20 protein-coding genes and 2 tRNA genes are annotated in these 19,215 nt (G+C 63.2%); 11 read left to right on the forward strand and 11 right to left on the reverse strand.

Annotation, left to right across the window (positions count from 1 at the left end; translation table 11 throughout):
- Window positions 1-104 precede the first annotated feature (104 nt).
- Window positions 105-180 (forward strand) — tRNA-Gly (locus tag CR156_RS04940).
- Window positions 181-249: 69 nt separating this feature from the next.
- On the opposite strand, the gene CR156_RS04945 is transcribed toward CR156_RS04940, so the two are convergent.
- The gene (locus CR156_RS04945) at window positions 250-597 is read right to left on the reverse strand and encodes a hypothetical protein (RefSeq protein WP_243381705.1); all 348 of its coding nucleotides are present in this window, start codon (window positions 595-597) and stop codon (window positions 250-252) included.
- Between the two features lie 317 nt (window positions 598-914).
- Between CR156_RS04945 and CR156_RS04950 the strand changes: the two genes are divergently transcribed.
- From CR156_RS04950 to CR156_RS04965, 4 genes are read left to right on the forward strand one after another with little or no spacing between them, the layout of a single operon-like run.
- Window positions 915-2,255, forward strand: a complete 1,341-nt coding sequence (locus CR156_RS04950; protein WP_331273729.1) for a TolC family protein — start codon at window positions 915-917, stop codon at window positions 2,253-2,255.
- Window positions 2,252-3,391, forward strand: coding sequence for an ABC transporter permease (locus tag CR156_RS04955; RefSeq protein WP_100552102.1), 1,140 nt, complete (start codon window positions 2,252-2,254; stop codon window positions 3,389-3,391). The genes CR156_RS04950 and CR156_RS04955 overlap by 4 nt, the downstream gene beginning before the upstream one ends.
- A gap of 10 nt (window positions 3,392-3,401) precedes the next feature.
- Window positions 3,402-4,130 (forward strand): ABC transporter ATP-binding protein, encoded by a 729-nt coding sequence (locus tag CR156_RS04960; RefSeq protein ID WP_100552103.1) that lies wholly within the window; start codon window positions 3,402-3,404, stop codon window positions 4,128-4,130.
- The gene (locus CR156_RS04965; RefSeq protein WP_100552104.1) at window positions 4,127-5,038 is read left to right on the forward strand and encodes an HlyD family secretion protein; all 912 of its coding nucleotides are present in this window, start codon (window positions 4,127-4,129) and stop codon (window positions 5,036-5,038) included. Before CR156_RS04960 ends, CR156_RS04965 begins: the two co-directional genes overlap by 4 nt.
- 22 nt (window positions 5,039-5,060) lie before the next feature.
- On the opposite strand, the gene CR156_RS04970 is transcribed toward CR156_RS04965, so the two are convergent.
- Window positions 5,061-5,516 carry a hypothetical protein gene (locus tag CR156_RS04970; protein ID WP_100552105.1) on the reverse strand — a complete coding sequence of 152 codons (456 nt, stop codon included), beginning with the start codon at window positions 5,514-5,516 and terminating at the stop codon, window positions 5,061-5,063.
- Window positions 5,517-5,590: 74 nt separating this feature from the next.
- On the opposite strand from CR156_RS04970, the gene CR156_RS04975 reads away from it, so the two are divergent.
- Window positions 5,591-5,666 (forward strand) — tRNA-Gly (locus CR156_RS04975).
- 226 nt (window positions 5,667-5,892) lie between these two features.
- Complete coding sequence (locus CR156_RS04980; RefSeq protein ID WP_017642575.1) at window positions 5,893-7,836, forward strand: tyrosine-type recombinase/integrase; 1,944 nt, start codon at window positions 5,893-5,895, stop codon at window positions 7,834-7,836.
- A 48-nt stretch (window positions 7,837-7,884) separates the two neighbouring features.
- On the opposite strand, the gene CR156_RS04985 is transcribed toward CR156_RS04980, so the two are convergent.
- The gene (locus CR156_RS04985) at window positions 7,885-8,526 is read right to left on the reverse strand and encodes a substrate-binding domain-containing protein (RefSeq protein ID WP_023110687.1); all 642 of its coding nucleotides are present in this window, start codon (window positions 8,524-8,526) and stop codon (window positions 7,885-7,887) included.
- Between the two features lie 110 nt (window positions 8,527-8,636).
- On the opposite strand from CR156_RS04985, the gene CR156_RS04990 reads away from it, so the two are divergent.
- Window positions 8,637-8,930, forward strand: a complete 294-nt coding sequence (locus tag CR156_RS04990) for a helix-turn-helix domain-containing protein (RefSeq protein ID WP_003821173.1) — start codon at window positions 8,637-8,639, stop codon at window positions 8,928-8,930.
- 26 nt (window positions 8,931-8,956) lie between these two features.
- Here the strand turns inward: CR156_RS04990 and CR156_RS04995 are convergent, their stop codons facing one another.
- The gene (locus CR156_RS04995) at window positions 8,957-9,850 is read right to left on the reverse strand and encodes a LysR family transcriptional regulator (RefSeq protein ID WP_003821171.1); all 894 of its coding nucleotides are present in this window, start codon (window positions 9,848-9,850) and stop codon (window positions 8,957-8,959) included.
- Between the two features lie 320 nt (window positions 9,851-10,170).
- Window positions 10,171-11,259, reverse strand: coding sequence for a 4-hydroxyphenylpyruvate dioxygenase (hppD, locus tag CR156_RS05000; RefSeq protein WP_100552106.1), 1,089 nt, complete (start codon window positions 11,257-11,259; stop codon window positions 10,171-10,173).
- A gap of 131 nt (window positions 11,260-11,390) precedes the next feature.
- Between hppD and CR156_RS05005 the strand changes: the two genes are divergently transcribed.
- Both CR156_RS05005 and CR156_RS05010 read left to right on the forward strand, forming a co-directional pair.
- Window positions 11,391-11,873 (forward strand): Lrp/AsnC family transcriptional regulator, encoded by a 483-nt coding sequence (locus CR156_RS05005; RefSeq protein WP_033471055.1) that lies wholly within the window; start codon window positions 11,391-11,393, stop codon window positions 11,871-11,873.
- A gap of 100 nt (window positions 11,874-11,973) precedes the next feature.
- Window positions 11,974-12,168, forward strand: coding sequence for a heavy-metal-associated domain-containing protein (locus tag CR156_RS05010; protein WP_003821167.1), 195 nt, complete (start codon window positions 11,974-11,976; stop codon window positions 12,166-12,168).
- A 74-nt stretch (window positions 12,169-12,242) separates the two neighbouring features.
- Here the strand turns inward: CR156_RS05010 and CR156_RS05015 are convergent, their stop codons facing one another.
- The 4 genes from CR156_RS05015 to CR156_RS05030 all read right to left on the reverse strand — a co-directional run bounded on the left by CR156_RS05015 (window position 12,243) and on the right by CR156_RS05030 (window position 16,569).
- Complete coding sequence (locus CR156_RS05015; protein ID WP_017642570.1) at window positions 12,243-13,001, reverse strand: MauE/DoxX family redox-associated membrane protein; 759 nt, start codon at window positions 12,999-13,001, stop codon at window positions 12,243-12,245.
- Between the two features lie 223 nt (window positions 13,002-13,224).
- On the reverse strand, window positions 13,225-13,563 hold the full coding sequence (fdx, locus tag CR156_RS05020) for an ISC system 2Fe-2S type ferredoxin (protein ID WP_003821165.1): 339 nt from the start codon (window positions 13,561-13,563) through the stop codon (window positions 13,225-13,227).
- Between the two features lie 15 nt (window positions 13,564-13,578).
- Complete coding sequence (gene cueR / locus CR156_RS05025) at window positions 13,579-14,058, reverse strand: Cu(I)-responsive transcriptional regulator (RefSeq protein ID WP_003821164.1); 480 nt, start codon at window positions 14,056-14,058, stop codon at window positions 13,579-13,581.
- A gap of 15 nt (window positions 14,059-14,073) precedes the next feature.
- Entirely contained in the window at window positions 14,074-16,569 is a 2,496-nt protein-coding gene (locus CR156_RS05030; protein ID WP_033471058.1) for a heavy metal translocating P-type ATPase, read from the reverse strand.
- Window positions 16,570-16,804: 235 nt separating this feature from the next.
- On the opposite strand from CR156_RS05030, the gene CR156_RS05035 reads away from it, so the two are divergent.
- On the forward strand, window positions 16,805-17,161 hold the full coding sequence (locus CR156_RS05035; protein WP_003821162.1) for an ArsR/SmtB family transcription factor: 357 nt from the start codon (window positions 16,805-16,807) through the stop codon (window positions 17,159-17,161).
- Between the two features lie 109 nt (window positions 17,162-17,270).
- Here CR156_RS05035 and lpdA read toward each other — a convergent pair whose 3' ends face one another.
- Complete coding sequence (lpdA, locus tag CR156_RS05040; RefSeq protein WP_003821161.1) at window positions 17,271-18,698, reverse strand: dihydrolipoyl dehydrogenase; 1,428 nt, start codon at window positions 18,696-18,698, stop codon at window positions 17,271-17,273.
- Between the two features lie 105 nt (window positions 18,699-18,803).
- Window positions 18,804-19,202: a hypothetical protein gene (locus tag CR156_RS05045; RefSeq protein ID WP_015912828.1), complete on the reverse strand. Its 399-nt coding sequence runs from the start codon at window positions 19,200-19,202 to the stop codon at window positions 18,804-18,806.
- Window positions 19,203-19,215 lie beyond the last annotated feature (13 nt).

Genomic DNA, 19,215 nt, shown 5'->3' on the forward strand with positions numbered 1-19,215 from the left:
CCGGAAGCTGAACGCTGGCCGGTAAAAGGGCTGCAGAATCCTGTTGACGCCGTGCAGCAATATCGACACAATAGCGCTCCTTCGACGCAGGTCGAACGGAATCTGCGGGAATAGCTCAGTTGGTAGAGCGCAACCTTGCCAAGGTTGAGGTCGCGAGTTCGAGTCTCGTTTCCCGCTCCAGATTCAAGAAGAACGCTCCCGAAAGGGGGCGTTTTTCGTTTTGCGCGCCGCCATCCGGATACAGCCTCGCTAGCGGGGGATGCCCCGGCTCGCACTGCACCAGGTGCGCACGTCCGCACGGTCGAAGCCGGCGCAGGTGTTTTTCCGCGGGATGTACAGATAAGGCGCGTCGGCCTGGTAGGTGAAGTGGTAGTAGTAGGTCCGGTCCTGGCCATACAGCCAGTAGTTCGACGAGCCGTTGTTGATCACGTAGGGCTCGAAGGAAAAGATCGACGACTGCGCGGGAATGAAGTTGCTGCGGTCCATCAGCAGCATGGTCGCGTTCGATGCCAGTGGCGTGGCCAGGCAGATCGCCATCGTGCCCACGACAAGCACGGCCATGAAGATGCCGAGCGCGCGGCAAGGACTTAATTTCAAGCGTATAGCCTGCCGGTAGGAGCGTTCAGGCCAATGTGCCGCAGCGCCCGCGAACAGTCCAGCGTTCAGCTTCGCGGCGCCCGTGAAAGGCTGGGGAAAGGCCGAGGGTTCGCAATGCAGGCACCGCATACGCGCTGTAACGCAGCTCCGACTGATTCTCCATGTCCACTCCACAATCGCGGCGTAGCCTCCTCGGCTTCTCTCTCCACGAAGGTGGGCGGGTGGCCAGTTGTTTCACTTTCACCGCGGCGTCCGTCAAACGGTATGCCGCGCTCCCGCGCATCATCGTAGCTGCCGGGGCGGTGCTGACCAGCACGATGCTGGCAGGTTGCATGTCGGTGCCGGTTCCCGATCTGCCCGATCGCACTCCAGTGGTCTGGAATCAAGCCGCCCCTGCGCAGGGCGTCGCGGTCGATGCGCGGCAGTGGTGGAAGGTGCTGGCCGATGCGCGCTTGAACGCACTGGTGGAAGAGGCGATCGCCGGCAATCTGGACCTGCAGCAGGCCACGCTGCGGCTGCAGGCGGTGCGTCTGGTGTCGGGCACCGCCGATGCGCGCTTCCGTCCGGAGATAACGGCCAGTGCAAAGCAGGTGCAGGACGCCGCCGCGGTCGACACTTACTTCCACGCCGGTGTCGAAGCGATCTGGGATCTTGGCTTGTTTGGCGCAGCGGAAAGTGCCCGATTGAGCGCGCAGGCGGCCAACGGAAATGCAGAAGCACTGCGCAATGCCGCACAGGTGGCGGTGATCGCAGATGTAGTGCGCAGCTATCTGGATCTTTCCGTCGCGCAGGCGCAGGCGGATCTGTTGGGCAAGCAACAGGCCGTTGACGCACGCGGCGAGCAACTGGGGCTGGTGCGGCAGCGCCTGCATCTGGACGAGCCTGGCGAACTGGATCGTCTGCGTGCGCGGCAGGCTGCCACACGCGCTGCCATTGCGCAGGCGGATGAAAACGCAGGCAACGCCGCGCGTGCGCTGGCGCTGCTGCTGGGGCGCGATGGGCCGGATCCGGCCTGGAATGCCTACCGCACGCCACCGCACTTGAGCACCTTCACCCTGCAGCAGGTGCCGGCTGATCTGCTACGCCATCGCCCGCAGATCCTGCTGGCCGAGGCCGATGTGCTGCAGGCCACCGCCGAAAAGGGCAGCGCACGCGCGGCGATGTTCCCGAAACTGAGCCTGGGCGGCTCCATCCTGTACGCCTACAACCTCACCCAGAACGCACGCTCCAACTCCGATTCCAGCCCATCGATCGGTCCCTACATCGACATTCCGCTGTGGGATTGGGGCCAGCGGCGCGCGCGCTACCAGTCCGACGACAAGCAGCTGGATGCGGCGTTGCTGGGCTATCGCAAAGCCGTGCTGCAAGGCGTGGCTGAAGTGGAAGGCGCATTGGGCAGCCTGGCCCGCCAGGACAGCAGCATCCAATCGCTGCAGGTGGCCGATGAAACTGCCCGGCAGCAGGTCGCGCGACAGGCCCGGCAGGTGCAGCTTGGCCTCTCCAGTGAGTTCGACGGGCTGGAAAGCCAGCGTGCGGCGTTGTCCGCGCATGCCGATCTGATTGGTGCGCAGGGTGCGCGCGTGCTCGCCTTCGCATCGCTGTATCGCGCAGTGGGCGGCGCACCCTTGCCGGTCGAGCCAGAAGGCGACGCGCAATGATCGCGCTTGCCCGCAAAACGCTGGTTTACGAGTGGCGCAGGTTCCTGCCGGTGGTGCTGGCCATGTGTTTCGCCGGTGTGCTGCTGATCGTGCAGGCAGCGCTGGTGCTGGGCATCTTCGGCACCGCTGCGATCTACGTGAAGGCATCGACCGCCGATGTCTGGGCTGGCTTTGCCGGTACGCAGAGCGTGAACTACGGCCATGCGATCAGCGCGGATGTTGAAAGCCGGCTGCGCATGGACCCGGATGTCACCCGCGTCGAGCCGTACGAATGGGTCGATGGCGAGTGGCGCTCCAGCGCGCAGGGTACCGGCAACGTGTCGGTGTACCTGTCCGGCATCTCGACGGCGAACGACGCGATGATGTTCTCGCGCATCCTTTCGCCTGACCTGCGTGCGCAGTTGCGCGAACCCGGGGCGGTGATCGTCGACAGCGCCGACCTGGACACGCTGGGCGTTGATCTGCGCAGCAACCAGGCCTGGATCAACGGCAAGGCCGTGCGTGTGGTCGCCGCGCAACCCGGCCTGCGTGGTCTTGGCGGCGTCAACGTGCTGGCATCACTGGATACCGCGCGTGCCATCGCCGGAACCGACCCGCATGAAGGCAGCACCTATTTCGTGGCGGGCACGCGATCCCCGGAGCTGGCCGGTCGCGTGCGCGATCGCCTCAACGATTCAACGGGCCGCGCTACGCCTGTCGAATTCTGGACGGCCCCGGAGTTTGCCAGCCGCTCGCAGCAGTACTGGCTGTTCGACACCGGTGCCGGCATCGCGGTGCTGTTCATGGCGGTCATCGTCTGCTTCGTCGGCGCGGTGATCACCAACCAGTCCTTCGCGGCGGTGGTGGCCGGGTCGGTACGCGAGTACGCCACGCTCAACGCGCTCGGTGCAGGCCGCTACGCGCTGGCGCGGGTGGTGTTCGAACAGGCCGTACTGATCGGCGGCGTCGGCATGCTGCTGGCCGCAGCCTTCAGCACGGTGGTGCTGTTGGCGGCGCAGACCCAGCGCGTGCCGGTACAGCTCACGCCGATGGTGGTTCTCGGCTGCGTGGCGCTGGTCGCGGTGATGGCCATGCTGTCGAGCATCATGGCGGTGCGCAGCGTCGTCCGTTCCGATCCATCGTTGCTGTTGCGTTGAGGGGCGACCGATGAAAAACACCTCCATCACGTCCCCGACCCTGCGTGCCGACGCACTGGAAAAGGGCTTCGTGTCCGGCGATGTGCACGTTCCCGTGCTGCGTGGCCTGTCACTGGACATCTATCCTGGCGAACTGACCCTGGTGTCGGGTCCCTCCGGCTGCGGCAAGAGCACGCTGCTGTCGCTGATGTCCGGACTCTCCACGCCCGATGGCGGCCGCGTGCATGCGCTTGGCCAGGACGTCAGCCATATGACCCGCAGTGAGGTGGAGCGCTTCCGCCTGCATCATGTTGGTTTCGTGTTCCAGGGCTTCAATCTGTTCCCGGCGCTGACCGCGCTGGAGCAGGTGCAGCTGCCGTTGGGCTATCGCGGCATGCGCAACCGTGACAGCGAGCCGCTGGCGCGGCAGGCGCTGGACGAGGTCGGTCTCTCGCATCGCAGCCACATGCGCCCGGCGCAGCTGTCCGGCGGCGAAAAGCAGCGCGTGGCGGTTGCCCGTGCGTTCGCCAAGTCACCAACGCTGATCTTCGCCGATGAGCCCACCAGTGCACTGGACGCCGAGAACGGCCAGCGCGTGATCGACATCCTGCACCGCTATGCACGCGCACATCAGGCCACGGTGTTGTGCGTAAGCCACGATCCACGCCTGATCCGCCATGCGGATCGGGTGATCGCCATGGAAGACGGCACGGTCCGCGATGACCGCCGCCAGAACGAAACCGTAGAGCCCAACCGATGACCAGAATGCCGCCGTTGTTCTCCCTCAGCATCTCCTTGGGCGCGGCATTGCTGCTGGGTGCCTGCAGCAAGGACGCACCCGTACCCGCACAGCCGGCCGCATCCACGTCCACCAGCGTGGACAAGGTGGCCGTCGCCCGCGGCATCATCGATGTGGAAGGCGGCCTGATTGCACTGGTCCCAGCAATGGATGGTTCGGTCAGCACCGCGCCGGTGAAGGAAGGGGCGGTGGTCCGCAAGGGCGATGTCCTGCTCACCGTGGATGGCGCACTGCTTGAACAGGAAGTAGGCATGGCCAACGCCGATCTCGCGCTGGCTACCGACCGACTGAAGGGCAGCCAGGCACAGCTGCGCGAGCTGGAGCGCAACGCCACGCGTCTTGCCACCGGCGCCAGCGAAGGCGTCTCTTCCAACCAGCAGGCCGACGCGGCAAAGCAGCAGCTGGCTGGCGTTCGCGCCGATGTCGATGTGGCTGGGGCGCAGGTCGAGATGGCCCAGCACAAGCTGGAGCACGCCAGGCTCAAGCTGCGGCAGATGTCGCTGACCGCGCCGGATTCCGGCACCGTGATTGGCCAGGTGCCGGGCGTCGGGGCATTCGTGCAGGCCGGCAAGCCGGCGATTTCATTGCTGCCGGCGCGGCCCCTGCAGGTGCGCGCTGAGTTGAGCGCCGCCTATGCCGATGCAGTGCAGGTGGGCATGCGCGCGACGGTGGTGATCGATAGCGATGGCACCGAGGGCAAGCCGCTGCCGGTGGCACGCGTGGTCCGCATCAGCCCGGTGTTCGCACCGGCACGGCTGCCGGAGGATGCAGGGCGCGGCGTGGCCAAGGTGGTGGAGTGCGTGCTGGAGTTCGAGAGTGCGGCAAAGGCGCGCGTCGGCCAGCACGTGCGGGTGGAGTTCCGGAAGTAACTGCGCCGCTCTCTATGAGTCTCTATGAGCGCGCGCGGGCTGCCTGCTTCCTTCTGGCCAATGCCCGCCACGCACTGACCAGCGACACCACGCACAGCGCCAGCAGCAACCCCACGTCCAGAAGCAGCAACCACAGCAGGTGCATTCCCTGTACCGGGGGCTGGTGCATCATCGATGCCAGCCACGGGAAGGTCCACGCCAGCAGCAGCACGACGGCGATCAGCAGTCGCAGCCACAAGCGATCGAACTTCCAGGGGCGCACGATCAGCGCAGCGATCACCAGCTCGACCGTACTCAACAGCGCGAACACGACAACGCTGCTGGTGGGGTAGGGCAGGGTTCCGCCATTGAAGTGCCGCAACATCCAGTAGTCCGGCGTGAAGCCTGCATTGACCAGTGCAGCGATCACCGCCAGCCAGGTGAGGGCGACAAGGAGCCAGAACAGGCGGACATGGCGAGGTCTCGTGGCCGGGTTCATCGGGTAGGCTGGCTGTTGACGGCGTGAAGGAATTTCGACACAATAGCGCTCCTTCGACGCAGGTCGGAGAATCTGCGGGAATAGCTCAGTTGGTAGAGCGCAACCTTGCCAAGGTTGAGGTCGCGAGTTCGAGTCTCGTTTCCCGCTCCAAATTATGATCTACAGACTTCTACTGACGTCTGTAAGTCATTGAAAAAAGGGGCTTCGGCCCCTTTTTCCATTCCAGCGAGCGCCACGGAAATCCACCCACAGCTACCGTTTTTGAGTGACCAATTGAGGCACAAGAATACGGGTGGGACGGCTACCGGATAGTTGCTGGGGCTGAGCGGGAACCATGACGAGCATAGGGCCTAAGTCATTACTTAGGAGCCTCGAAATGGCACTCTCTGATCTGACCGTCCGGCAGGCAAGAACCACCGGAAAACGCTACACCCTCTCCGATAATGACTGCCTGGGCCTGATGGTCTCTGCTGCAGGCGGTAAGTCGTGGATGTTTCGCTACTACTGGCTGGGCAAGCAAAAACGTATGTCCCTGGGCGGATATCCTGCCCTCAGCTTGCGCGAGGCCCGCGCCGAGCGGGATAAGGCCCAAGCCCTGCTTGCCAGGGGGGTTGATCCGCAAATCGAGCGTGACCAGCGCCGGCACGCGGCCAAATTGGCGGGTGAATACACCTTTAGGAACGTTTTTGATGCCTGGGTCGAGCATCGCCGCAAGGAACTCAAGGAAGGCCGCCAGAGCACCCTGTCGCAGATTCTGCGCATCTTCAACAAGGACGTGCTGCCCGCCTTAGGGAAGATGTCGATCTACGACATTCGCCGCCCTCAGCTCCTGGGAGTTCTGGCGGCGATCGAGAAGCGCAAAGCGTTCACCACCGCCGAGAAGGTTCGCACCTGGTTCAACCAGATGTTCCGCTATGCCTTGGTCGTTGCCGAGGGCTTGGAGGTCAACCCTGCTGCTGACCTGGATGTGGTGGCCGAACCCAAGCCCCCGGTGACCCACAATCCCTATCTGCACCTGCCCGAGATGCCCGAGTTCCTTCAGAAGCTTCGGCTCTACACCCCCCGCGGCTGGCAGACCCAGCTTGGTGTGCGGCTGCTGTTGTTAACTGGGGTGCGGACGGGCGAATTGCGGCTGGCCGAGCCTGAGCAGTTCGACCTCGACCGCGGCTTGTGGATCATCCCGCCACAATTCGTCAAGCAGCTCCAGGACGAAATGCGCAAGGCCGGTAAGCGGCCGCAGGACGTGCCGCCCTACATCGTGCCCCTCTCTCTGCAGGCCATCGAGATCGTGCGCTATCTTCTGAGCGCGATGCGGCCGGCGCAGAAGTACTTGTTGGCTCATACCAGCGAACTCAAGAAGCGCATCAGCGAAAATACGCTGAACAAGGCCTTGCAGCTCATGGGTTACGAGGGGCGCCTGACCGGGCACGGCATCCGCGGCACCATCTCGACGGCGCTCAACGAAATCGGCTATCCGAAAATTTGGGTGGATGCACAGCTATCGCACTCCGACCCCAACAAGGTCAGCTCGGCCTACAACCACGCCAAATACGTGGAGCCGAGGCGCCGGATGATGCAGGACTGGGCCGATCGCCTCGACCTGCTCGAACAGGGCGAGGTAGAAGCTGCGAGCGCACACCTGACCATCCGCATCGATGGGGTGCCTGCGATGGCAGAAGTGGAAGAGGCGGTGGGTGCGGCCCCCATCGTGGCCGAGCCCCCTGTGCCCGGCGTGCAGTCCCTTGTCGCAACGCCCATTGTCGTCACTTCGAGCAGCGGCGGAATCACGTTCCGGAGACTGTCGCATCTGCCGCCGCCTCCGGTGCATGTCCCAGAGCCGGAAGTGTCCGCGATCCAGCGCGAGCGCGAGGAAATGCTGGCTATCTATGAGTCGCCGAACAGCCTGCCGGTCCCGTTGTTCGGCAAGCTGGCCGGGAAGTCCAAGGACCAGATCAACCGCGAACTGAAAGCCGGAAAGTTGCTGGCTATCAGCCTTGGCAATCGGGGACAGCGTGTTCCGGACTGGCAACTGGTGCCGCTCAAACACAGGCTGGCCCAGGTGCTCATGAACCAGTGCCCGCACGCGGATTCTTGGGGACTTTACCGCATGCTGACCCAGCCGCACCCTGACCTGGGCGATCGCGCCGCCATCGATGCGGTCACGCCGACCAACGTGCCGGCGATCGTACGGGTCATCATGGGCGACTACCAGCATCACGAGGATGTGCCCAAGGCCGTCGCCCCGCAGCCCGTCCCGGAAGATGTGCGGCAGAGCGTTCGTAGGCTAGTGGACAGCGCTGTGGTGATCGAGGGAACCTAATCCACGGGTCAGCCTATGGCCGGGATGACGCTTCCGGCCGTAGGCCCATCACCTTGCACCTTCCCCAGCAATCTGTAGCGCTCTACGCTCGAACCGCTTGGCAGCAGAATCGGCTTGCGCGTGGGGCCGTTGGAGGTACGTCACGATATTGTAGGGGCCATCGGCGAGCGGTCGCATGCCGATCCCCCATTGATGGGCACGCTCGATGCGCGATTGCGCGCATACGCCGATGCCGTAGCCGGATGAGACCCACAGCGCCATCATCTCGAATGAAGTTGCAGACAGGATGTTCTCTTGGTCCACTGGCATGAGGGAGGCCAACCTCTCGTCCAGCAAGGGGCAAGCCTCCACCCGCCAGCGATAGATTGGATAATCCTGAAGATCTGAGATGGTGAGCTTCGCCTGGTTAACTAAGCGGGACCGCGGTGGTATCGCAACGGCCATGCTTTCGCACCATAGCCTCCGGCTACTCGTCAGGTGATCCCCCGCACCGCTAAGAGATAGTCCCGCGTCGTAGCGGCCCTCCTGCAGGCCCGTCATCAACTCTTGATCCGAAACTTCACGCACGGCCATCGCGACGCCCGGCTCCTGCGCTCGCTGCAGTGCAAGCAGCGCCGACAGCCGTGAAGACGGTACACCTGGCGCTATGGCGAGTGTGAAATTCGGGGGCGGACTGATGACGTCATGCATGGATACCCCCAAAGAGGCGGCGGGAGGGGATCGAAAAGATCTACCGACATCATACTAAAGAGATATCTTTAACGTGGTTAAAGATCAGTGATTCCATGACGCTTCTGCGAATGCAGAAGCGCACTATTCGGCCTGGACGGCCCGCCGGAGTAACCACCTATGAGTCCGCACCGGCGTTGGCGTTCGGGCAAGCGGTGCGAGCCGCTCGCCTGGATCAGGGGATTGCTCAGGATGAGTTCGCGGGCTTGGCGGGGATCGCGCGTTCGCACATGGGCAAGATTGAGCGCGGCGAGCACATGCCGACACTCGCTCTCATTCTAAAAATTTCCCTGGCTCTCAAGATCAGCTCGGCCGAACTGATGACGGCCACGGAGCGCAACCTCTACCTTCAGGGCGATGCGTGACGCCGGGTGTGGCGCAGGCGCCGTAGCTAATCGCTCTTTGGCGAACGCAAACGCTCGATGAAGCGCTCTACGGGAACGGATAGTCCGCTACCGCCTTCGGGCCGAAGCAGGTAGGTGATGATGACGGCCGAATCGAGCGCCAACGGCCGGATCACCACGTCGGGACGTTGGCATACCGCGATTCGGGTCGCCGTTGCGAAGCCGATGCCGTAACCAGCTCCGACCAACGTGAGCATCATGTCCAGCGACGAGACATGCTCAACGATGGTGGACTCGCGCTCCAGGGGATGTAGCAGCCGGGTCAATTCGCGGCAGTAGCCCTCGCAAAGCTGCGGATCGCACATCACCAGCGGGTAACTCACGAGTTCACGTAGCGACACTTCCTTGTGGGCCAGCAACGGGTGCCGGATCGGCAAGGTCACCACCAGCGGGTCCTGCCAGATGGGCTCCGTCACCAGTCCGTCGCCGACGTCCGCAGTGTGTGCGAAACCGATCGCGAAGTCGCCGGATCGCAGCCCCCGCAACTGTTCCGCCAGGGTGACCTCGGAGAGCCGTATTTCGATCTCCGGCTCCTCCTGGCGGCACAGGGCAAGAAGTGCAGACAGCCGCGGGTCGATGGCGCCATCGGAGATGGCGATGCGCACGCTGCCTCTTAGGCCTGCGGCGATCGCCCTGACGTTTTCTCGTGCCTGCTCCAGGTTGGTGAACAGCCGGCGAATGTCCTGAAGGAAGGTGGTACCCGCTGGCGTCAACCGCGTTCCCCGCCGATCGCGGTCAAAGAGCAGCACCCCCAGTTCGTCTTCCAATTCCTTGATCGTGCGGGACAGCGGCGGCTGCTCGATGTGCAAGCGCTCCGCAGCACGGGTGAAATGCAGCTCTTCGGCGAGAGCCACGAAGCAGCGCAAATGACGAAGTTCCATGGGCACGTCCTTCAGCAATCCTGGTCATTGGGTTGGCCACGGCGCATTGCTGCCGAAGTGCGCTTAGAGGGGGCGAGGTAGTGCTGGGTCCCTCTTCAGGGCGAGGAAAAAGGCCATCGGTGTATCTGAATAAGAATACATATGTTCATGTATTAACTCAAGTCAAGAGTGGTAGCAACTGTTTCGGAACGTGACGCCGAACCCAACCCGCTCAATGCTTGAGCGGCTAAGGCCGTACTGACGCCAAAGTAGCGCGAGCCCACAGAGGGGCTCGCGAGATGTAGGACCGAAGGCGCTCTGCCTTCATGGAAAAGCCCAAATCAGGCCGGGTTGATTTCCAACGAGCCACGGTTGATCTGGTCGCGTTCCATCGACTCGAACAAGGCGCCGAAGTTTCCTTCGCCGAAGCCCTCGCGGTAGTTGCCCTTGCGCTCGATGAACTCGAAGAACACCGGGCCAAGCAGCGGCTCGGAGAATATCTGCAGCAGCAGGCGGGGCTGGCCGCCTTCGGTCGTGCCGTCGAGCAGAATGCCGCGCGCCTGCAACTCGGGCACGGGCTGGCCATGGCCGGGCAGGCGCTTTTCCAAGTTTGCGTAATAGATGTCGTTGGGGGCGGTCAGCAGCGGGATACCGGCCATCTGCACGCGGTCGAGCGCATCGAGTAGGTTGTCGCACAGCAGGGCGATGTGCTGGATGCCCTCGCCGCTGAACTGCATCAAGAATTCCTCAATCTGGCCGCCGCCCTGGCGTGCTTCCTCGTTCAGCGGGATGCGGATCAGGCCGTCCGGCGCGCTCATCGCCTTGGAAGCCAGGCCGGTGTACTCGCCGTTGATGTCGAAGTAGCGGATCTCCTGGAAGTTGAAGAACTTCGTGTAGAAGTCGGCCCAGTACGTCATGCGGCCGCGATAGACGTTGTGTGTGAGGTGATCGACGATCGAGAAGCCGTGGCCTTTGGGACGGCGATCCACACCGGGTAGGAATTCGAAGTCGATGTCGTAGATGGACTTGCCGTCCTCGAAGCGATCGATCAGGTACAGCGGCGCGCCGCCGATGCCCTTGATCGCCGGTAGGCGCAACTCCATCGGGCCAGTGGGAATGTCCATCGGCTGCGCGCCCAGCTCCAGCGCGCGGTGGTAGGCCTTGTGCGAATCCTTGACGCAGAACGCCAGCCCGCAGGGGCTGGGGCCGTGCTCGCCCGCGAAATACGCCGCCTGGCTTTTAGGCTCGCGGTTGACGATGAAGTTGATGTCGCCCTGGCGGTAGAGCGATACGTCCTTGGAGCGATGCCGGGCCACCTCGGTGAAGCCGAGCTTCTCGAACAGCGGCTCCAGCACGCCGGGCGTCGGCGAGGCGAACTCGACGAATTCAAAGCCGCACAGGCCCATCGGGTTGTCAAAAAGGTCGGTCATCAGGGGTGTCTCTCTTGGGTTTGGGGTGGAAATCTGGACACCCTAGATGGTAAGAAAAAGCCCGCACATCATTTCTGCAAAATCAATTGCAAATAGACTTCTTGATGCCTGATTCCTGCGTGGTGAAAGAAATGAGCACAGAAATAGTCCTTGATGGTACGGATAGACGCCTTATTGATGCATTGCAACGCAATGGAAGGTCCACCTTCGACGAACTGGCCGAACACGCAAGCCTGTCGTCCTCGGCCACGCTGAGGCGGGTGCGCCGCCTCGAAGAGGCTGGCGTCATCGCCGGCTATGTGGCCCTGGTGCACCCCGAACGCATCGGCCTCACCCTCACGGCCTACCTGAACGTGCGCCTCGAAAAGCACTCTGATTCGCACAAGCGCAACCCCATGGACGTGTTCCGCGCGTCGGTTCAGAACTGGCCCGAGGTGGTGGAGTGCCACGCGCTGACCGGCGACATGGACTACCTGTTGCGGGTGGTCGTCAGAGATATGGCCCACTACTCCCGCTTCGTGCTCGATACGCTGCTCAAGCACCCCAGCGTGCAAGACTGCAAGACCAGCTTCGTGCTGGACCGCGTGAAGAGCACCACGGCCTTGCCCCTATGAACATTCGGCAGGTTGGTGTGGCGGGGATGCAAATAGCGCTTGACCTTCCAACCGTGGCAAGGATCAAACTTTAAGCATCCCAACCCGAAAGGAGTTTTCCATGCAATTCCATCTCGAAGACATGACCTGCGGCGGCTGCGCCCGCACTGTGACGAAAACGATCCAAACGATCGACCCCAACGCCAAGATCGTTACGGACCCGCCGACCCGCCGTGTCGAGGTCCAGACCTCGGCCTCGCAAGAGCAGATCGCCGCGGCCCTGAGCGAAGCTGGCTTCCCGCCGCGCGCGCAGTAACACCGCGTCGTGGCCGGCATGCACACAGGACGGCCGATGCGAGCACGTGCGCTGCGCCATATCTGGCGCGGCGCTCAGTGCATCCCAAGGTAGGCGACCTTGGCCCACATCCACAGGGCCATCGCCACCATCATCAGGTTCTCGGTCAGGGACACGAAGTCCAGCGGCACGTTGCTGTCCCCGCCCACGCAGGCGCACTTGAGTTCCCGGCGATCGACATAGACCGCCTTGAAAACCGACACGGCCCCGACGGTCCCGATGAACAGCGCCAACGGAATCGACACCCACATCCCCACGCCCGCGACCATCAGGACGCCTGCGATGGCCTCCGCGAACGGGTAGAAATAGGCATACCGAACCCAGCGCTTGGCCAGCAGGTCGTAGTTGAGGAACATCGTCGCGAAGCCGTCCACGTCCTTGAGCTTCTGCAGCGCCAGGAGACACATGGCAAAGGCCACGAGCCACTCTGCCGCCTGAATGCTCCAGAGCTGGCCGAAGGCCGCCCAGCTCGCCGCCAGCGCCATCGCGGCCGCCATGGCGAACAGCGCGATCACAGGGGTGTAGGTCACGGCGTTCTTGTCCTTCACGGACATGCCGAAGAATTTGCGTAGGTCGTCGTAGCCGCCCACGCGCCGCCCGTTTATGAAGACCTGGGGCGTGGTCTCGACGCCATGCTCCTTCTTGAACGCATCCGTCTGCTCGCGGCTCGCCAAGTGTTTGTCCTCGACCTCGTAGCCCTTGCGTTTGAGCAGATCGAGCGACTTCAGCCCGTAGGGGCAGGTATGGCCGGGCATGACCATTCGGTAGAGCGTGGCTAGCTTGGGCGCAGACATGCAGGACTTCTCCTGTGTGACTTTCCATGGGCCGGCCGTCACGGATTTAAGGACGTTGATGACCTTTCCAGCCTAACCGACGACCGTGCAAAGGGAGTGTAGACACCTGGCTCGCGGGTTGGTCTGGCCCACGGGTTGGTTATCTGGCTGCAATGCCGTCAGTCCTCCATCTGCCAGAGCAACCCTGCCGCAGGCCGGTGCGCCTGAGGCAGCACGCAGGCTCCTAGTGGTTCTCCTTGGCATGGTTGATCGTGTACTTGGGGATCTCGACGGTCAGGTCTTCGGTCGCAACGATGGCCTGGCAGCTCAGCCGCGACTGCGCCTCCAGTCCCCAGGCCCGGTCGAGCAGATCATCCTCGCACTCCTCGACTTCGTTTAGAGAATTAAACCCCTTGCGCACGATGCAGTGACAGGTCGTGCAGGCACAGCTCATGTCGCAGGCATGCTCGATCTCGATGCCGTTGTCCAGCAGGGCCTCGCAGATCGAAGTGCCTGCTGGCACGTTCAGTTCGGCTCCCTCGGGAGCCAGTTCAGGATGGGGCAAGACTGTGATTTTGGGCATATCTCTCCTGGCTGCTCAGTGCGCACGCGGCTTTTTTCCTGCTGCGTTGGCTCGCGCGCGGCGCGGCACTGCGCCAGTGCGCGCTTCGGGCTTGTTGTCACTGGTATCGGGCTGCTCCAGCGTGTGCAGGATCGGGCAGTCGGGCCGTTCGTCGCCGGCGCAACACCGGATCAGCGCCTTGAGCGTCGCGGCCATCTCCAGCATGCTCTCGATGCGCCGGTCCAACTCGTCGATGTGTTGCTGGGCCAGACGCTTTACATCAGCACTCTGGCGCGACTTGTCATTCCACAGTCCCAGCAAGTCCGTGATCTCGGCTACCGAGAAGCCGAGGTCGCGCGAACGCCGGATGAAATGCAACCGGTGAACGTCGTCCTGGGTATAGGCGCGGTAGCCCGAATCGGTGCGGTCAGCCGGAGGGATCAGACCGATTTGCTCGTAGTAGCGGATCATTTTGGCCGAGACCTTCGAGGCCTTGGATGCTTCACCGATGTTCATGGTGTTCCTCCTTTCTCAATGAGCGGTATCCGCCGCCAGCGGCGGCTGGAAGCGGCGCAGGCGCAGCGCGTTTCCGAGCACGAACACGCTGGACAGCGCCATCGCGCCAGCCGCGAAGATCGGCGACAACAGCACACCGTATGCGGGGTACAGGACGCCAGCGGCCACCGGGATCAGGGCCGTGTTGTAGCCAAACGCCCAGAACAGGTTCTGGCGGATGTTGCCGATGGTCGCCTTGGACAGCGCGATGGCGTTGGGCACGCCCTGCAGGTTGCCCGACATCAGCACTACGTCGGCCGACTCCACCGCCACGTCGGTGCCGGTGCCGATGGCCAGGCCCACGTCGGCCTCGGCCAGCGCCGGGGCGTCGTTGATGCCGTCGCCCACGTAGGCGATCTGGCCGTGGCTGGCTTTCAGCCGGCGCACGGCTTCGACCTTGCCCTCGGGCAGCACTTCGGCCACCACCTCGTCGATGCCCAGTTGCTTGGCGATGGCCTGCGCGGTACGCGCGTTGTCGCCGGTGATCATCGCCACCTTCAGGCCGAGCTGGTGCAGCGCGGCAATGGCCGCGGGCGTGCTGGACTTGATCGGATCGGCCACCGCGATGATGGCGGCCAGCCGGCCGTCGATCGAGGCGTACAGCGGCGACTTGCCCTCGTTGCCTAGGCGCTCGGCCGTGCGAGCGAAGCCGCCCACGTCCAACCCCAGCTCACGCATGAAGCGATCGGCACCGACCTCGACACGCGCGCCGTCCACGGTGGCGCGCACGCCCATGCCCGTGACCGAATCGAAGTCTGTCATCGTCGGCAGCGCGATGCCACCTTCCACGGCCGACTCGACGATGGCGCGTGCGATCGGATGCTCCGAGCGCGATTCCACGGCGGCGACCTTCGCCAGCACCTGGTTGCGGTCAAAGCCGTCGGCAATCTCCAGGTCGGTCAGGACCGGGCGGCCCTCGGTCAGCGTGCCGGTCTTGTCCACGGCCACCACCTTGGCGTCCTTGAGCAGTTGCAGGGCTTCACCCTTGCGGAACAGCACGCCCATCTCAGCGCCCCGGCCCGTGCCGACCATGATGGAGGTCGGCGTCGCCAGACCCATGGCGCACGGGCAGGCAATGATCAGCACCGCCACGGCATTGACCAGCGCGAAGGACAGCGCGGGCGACGGGCCGAACACCAGCCAGACCAGGAAGGTCAGCACGGCGGCCAGCATGACGGCGGGCACGAACCACAGCGTCACCTTGTCCACCACGGCCTGGATCGGCAGCTTGGAACCTTGCGCCTGCTCGACCATGCGGATGATCTGCGCCAGCATGGTCTGACCGCCCACGGCGGTGGCACGCAGCGTCAGCGCACCCTTCTGGTTGACGGTGCCGCCGACCACGGTGCTGCCTTCCGCCTTTTCGACGGGAATCGGCTCGCCGGTGATCATCGACTCGTCCACGAAGCTGCGGCCCTCGGTCACTTCACCATCGACCGGCACGCGCTCGCCGGGGCGCACTTCCACGATGTCGCCCTGCGCCACGTCGTTGATCGGGATGTCCACGATGCGGCCGTCGCGCAGCACGTGCGCCTCCTTGGCCTGTAGGCCGACCAGGCGCTTGATGGCCTCGGAGGTGCGGCCCTTGGCCCGTGCCTCAAGAAAGCGGCCCAGCAGGATCAGCGCCACGATGACGGCGGCCGCCTCGTAGTACACGTTCACCGTGCCGGCCGGCAGCAGACTGGGCGCGAACGTGGCGACCATCGAATAGCCGAAGGCCGCGGCCGTGCCGACCGCGACCAGCGAGTTCATGTCGGGACCCAGGCGGAACAGCGCCGGGAAGCCCTTCTCGTAGAAGCGCCAGCCCGGAATGGCGAGCACCAGCAGGGTCAGCACGAACTGCAGATACCAGCTCTGCTGGATGCCGATGGTGGAAGCCACCCACTCGTGCATGCCGGGAATCATGTGCGAGCCCATTTCGAGCACGAACACAGGCAGCGCCAGCACGGCGGCCAGGGTCAGGTCGCGCTTGAGTTCGGCGCGCTCGGCGTCCTTTTTCTCGGCGGCTTCCTCGTCGGCCTGCATGCTGGTATCGACAGGGCTGGCCTCGTAGCCGACCTTATCGACAGCCGCGATTAGATCCTGCACGGATGCCACACCACGCACGGTAGCGCGCTCGGTCGCCAGATTGACCACAGCCTCAGTGACGCCCGGCACCGCCTTGAGCGCCTTCTCGACGCGGCCCACGCACGAAGCGCAGGTCATGCCTCCGATCGCCAGCTCGATGGTGCCCTGAGGCACGTCGTACCCTACCTTCTCGATCGCCTGGATCAGCGCCATGCGATCGACAGCACGGTTCAGGCGAATGTCCGCTCGCTCGGTGGCGAGATTGACAGACACGCTTGCCACGCCCTCGACCTTGGCAAGGGCGGCCTCGACTCGGCCGACGCAGCTTGCGCAGGTCATGCCCTCGATGGGCAGGCTGATTGCCGCTGCTTGGCCGCCAGCACTACTCGTTGTTGCCATGCTCATGGTGTGCTTCCCATAGTTGAAATTCGACATGGAGGGAGCTTAGGGTTTACCATCGTGGGAAGGTCAAGCGCTTTTTCGGATGCTGTCAGGTTTCAGAAATGACCCGGTGCACGGGGAGCGGAGGCCTTGCCTGCCAGGCTCGCACTGGTTCTTTGCTGCGCGCGCCTAAGCGGCTGCTGCCTTGTTAATTCTGAAGGGCGAAAACAGCCATTCGAGGTTAGGAAATATTTTAAAAATGAATACAAGTAAGCCATTCAGTACCCCACCGAAGGATCCCAGCGCCAATTTGGAATCGCTGTCACAGAATGACGTGACCATCTTGGCTGAGACATTCCGCCTCCTGGGTGACCCGTCCCGGCTGAGAATCATGCTGTGCTGCATGAAGGGCTCATCCTCGGTCGGGGATATCGCTGAAACCCTCGAACTCTCGCAGTCGCTGGTGAGCCACCACCTGCGGCTGCTGCGCGGTGCTCGCCTGGTCAAGGGCGTGCGCCAGGCCAAACAGATCTTCTATGAGGTGGCGGACAAGCACGTGAACCAGGTGCTGCTGGATATGGCCACCCACATCGCGGAAGACCACAACGACGAGTAACTGTTGGGCATAGCATGCCGTTGCAGCGTGGCCTACGTTCCATGGCGATATGCGCCCCACCGCCCGCAGCTGCGTTCGGTGAGGCGGTTTGGATGCCGCTTCCGATCAATCAGAAGTTGAGCGCGCGCTTGTCCACTGCCAGCGAGGCCTCTTTGAACGTCTCGGAGAGGGTCGGATGGGCAAAGCAGATGCGGGCGATGTCTTCGCTGCTGGCCTTGAACGCCATGGCGATCACGGCCTCGGCCACCAGTTCGCTGGCCTGCGGGCCGACTACATGCACGCCGAGTATCTCGTCCGTGGCAGAATCGGCGATCACCTTGACGAGGCCCGTCGTGTCGCCCAGTGCACGCGCGCGGCCATTGGCCATGAACGGGAAGGAACCGATTCGATAGGCGGTGCCCTGCTCTTTGAGCTGCTGCTCGGTGCGGCCTACCCAGGCAATCTCCGGGCTGGTGTAGATGACGTTGGGGATCGTGTTGAAATCGACGTGACCGTGCTGGCCGGCAATGCGCTCGGCCACTGCGACACCTTCCTCTTCCGCCTTGTGCGCCAACATCGGGCCACGCACCACGTCACCGATGGCCCAGATGCCGGGCACACTGGTGCGGCATGCATCGTCCACCACCACGGCGCCGCGCTCATCCAGTTGGAGTCCCACGGCGGCCGGATTCAGGCCTTCGGTGTTGGGCACACGGCCGATAGCCACGATCACTTTGTCTGCCTGCAAGGACTGCGTCTGGCCCTGGCTGTCGGTGTAGTGAATAGTCACGCCGGCCTCGGTTGCATTGACTTCGCGAACCTTCGCACCTAGTTCGATCTTCAGGGCTTGCTTGTCGAACGCCTTCTTCGCCTCCTTGGCGATGGCTTGGTCGACGATTGGCAGGAAGCTGGGCAAGCCTTCGAGGATCGTGACATCCGCCCCCAGGCGGCGCCAAACGGAGCCCAGCTCCAGGCCGATCACGCCGGCACCGATGACGGTCAACCGATTGGGCACGGCCGCGATGTTCAGCGCGCCGTCGTTGGAGAGCACGACCCGCTCATCGAACGGTAGGTTGGGGAGCGGCCGCACGTTGGAGCCTGTGGCAACGATGATCTGCTTGCCCACCAAGGTAACAGCCTCATCGGCGGCGACGCTCACCTCGAAGCCACCATCGACAGTCCTGGTGAAAGACGCCAGGCCGTTGAAGAACTGGACCTTGTTTTTGCGGAACAGATAAAGGATGCCTTCGTTGCTGGACTTCACCACCTGATTCTTACGTTCCAGCATCGTGGTCACATCCATGCGCAGATCACCCGTGGAGATGCCGTGCGTGCCAAAGTGGTGCTTGGCTTGTTCAAAGTTCTCTGACGACTGCAGTAGCGCTTTCGAAGGGATACAACCGATGTTGTTGCAGGTACCGCCAGGTGCTGGCTTTCCGTCCTTGTTCTTCCAGGCATCTACACAAGCGACCTTCATGCCTAATTGGGCAGCGCGAATGGCCGCGATGTATCCGCCAGGGCCGGCACCGATAACAATGACGTCGAAATGCATGTCCATGATTTACATCTCCAAAGTTTTTGAGGAAATAGTGAGCGCCTATGTCGCGCCTTTTGTCAGGTGGTCGCCAGATTACAGCTCGTTCCCTGACGATCACGTTGAACACTACGGAAGAACGAACCGGGCGCTCGCGGTATTGCCCCCACGTTCGACTTGGACAACGGCCTTCGTGCCCTTGGCTGCGGCGAAGGTCCCGCTGCCTTCGAGGCGGCTTCCGTCCGCGGCAGGCGTGAGTTGCACCTCCTGCTTTTGTGAGCCGGTCAACAGCGTGAGCTTGGCTTTGGTGTTGCTTACGTTGACCTGCTTGCCGTGGTCGCGCAGGTAGAGTTGCGCTGCTGCGGGCTGAACGACCAACTCGTAGTCCACGTCCCGGACTTCGGTCACGACGCCACCATGCAGCGGCTTGTGGTCATGCGCGTGGTCATGGTCGCCTGCGGCGAAGGCGGTGACGGATGCCAGGGCGAGGGCGGTGCCAGCCGTGAGGGAACGAAATCGAACAGACATGAAAGCTCCTATA

It is taken from the genome of Stenotrophomonas lactitubi, from assembly GCF_002803515.1.
Taxonomy (GTDB): Bacteria; Pseudomonadota; Gammaproteobacteria; order Xanthomonadales; family Xanthomonadaceae; genus Stenotrophomonas; species Stenotrophomonas lactitubi.

Coding starts and splice junctions, on each gene's coding strand:
- CR156_RS04965 (WP_100552104.1), top strand. CDS start 4,127: ATGACCAGAATGCCGCCGTTGTTCTCCCTCAGCATCTCCTTGGGCGCG.
- CR156_RS04955 (WP_100552102.1), top strand. CDS start 2,252: ATGATCGCGCTTGCCCGCAAAACGCTGGTTTACGAGTGGCGCAGGTTC.
- CR156_RS05030 (WP_033471058.1), bottom strand. CDS start 16,569: ATGAGCATGGCAACAACGAGTAGTGCTGGCGGCCAAGCAGCGGCAATC.
- CR156_RS04990 (WP_003821173.1), top strand. CDS start 8,637: ATGCAGAAGCGCACTATTCGGCCTGGACGGCCCGCCGGAGTAACCACC.
- cueR (WP_003821164.1), bottom strand. CDS start 14,058: ATGAACATCGGTGAAGCATCCAAGGCCTCGAAGGTCTCGGCCAAAATG.
- CR156_RS05015 (WP_017642570.1), bottom strand. CDS start 13,001: ATGTCTGCGCCCAAGCTAGCCACGCTCTACCGAATGGTCATGCCCGGC.
- CR156_RS04980 (WP_017642575.1), top strand. CDS start 5,893: ATGGCACTCTCTGATCTGACCGTCCGGCAGGCAAGAACCACCGGAAAA.
- CR156_RS04985 (WP_023110687.1), bottom strand. CDS start 8,526: ATGCATGACGTCATCAGTCCGCCCCCGAATTTCACACTCGCCATAGCG.
- CR156_RS04960 (WP_100552103.1), top strand. CDS start 3,402: ATGAAAAACACCTCCATCACGTCCCCGACCCTGCGTGCCGACGCACTG.
- CR156_RS04970 (WP_100552105.1), bottom strand. CDS start 5,516: ATGAACCCGGCCACGAGACCTCGCCATGTCCGCCTGTTCTGGCTCCTT.
- CR156_RS05035 (WP_003821162.1), top strand. CDS start 16,805: ATGAATACAAGTAAGCCATTCAGTACCCCACCGAAGGATCCCAGCGCC.
- CR156_RS05045 (WP_015912828.1), bottom strand. CDS start 19,202: ATGTCTGTTCGATTTCGTTCCCTCACGGCTGGCACCGCCCTCGCCCTG.
- fdx (WP_003821165.1), bottom strand. CDS start 13,563: ATGCCCAAAATCACAGTCTTGCCCCATCCTGAACTGGCTCCCGAGGGA.
- hppD (WP_100552106.1), bottom strand. CDS start 11,259: ATGACCGACCTTTTTGACAACCCGATGGGCCTGTGCGGCTTTGAATTC.
- CR156_RS05010 (WP_003821167.1), top strand. CDS start 11,974: ATGCAATTCCATCTCGAAGACATGACCTGCGGCGGCTGCGCCCGCACT.
- CR156_RS04950 (WP_331273729.1), top strand. CDS start 915: ATGCTGGCAGGTTGCATGTCGGTGCCGGTTCCCGATCTGCCCGATCGC.
- lpdA (WP_003821161.1), bottom strand. CDS start 18,698: ATGGACATGCATTTCGACGTCATTGTTATCGGTGCCGGCCCTGGCGGA.
- CR156_RS05005 (WP_033471055.1), top strand. CDS start 11,391: ATGAGCACAGAAATAGTCCTTGATGGTACGGATAGACGCCTTATTGAT.
- CR156_RS04995 (WP_003821171.1), bottom strand. CDS start 9,850: ATGGAACTTCGTCATTTGCGCTGCTTCGTGGCTCTCGCCGAAGAGCTG.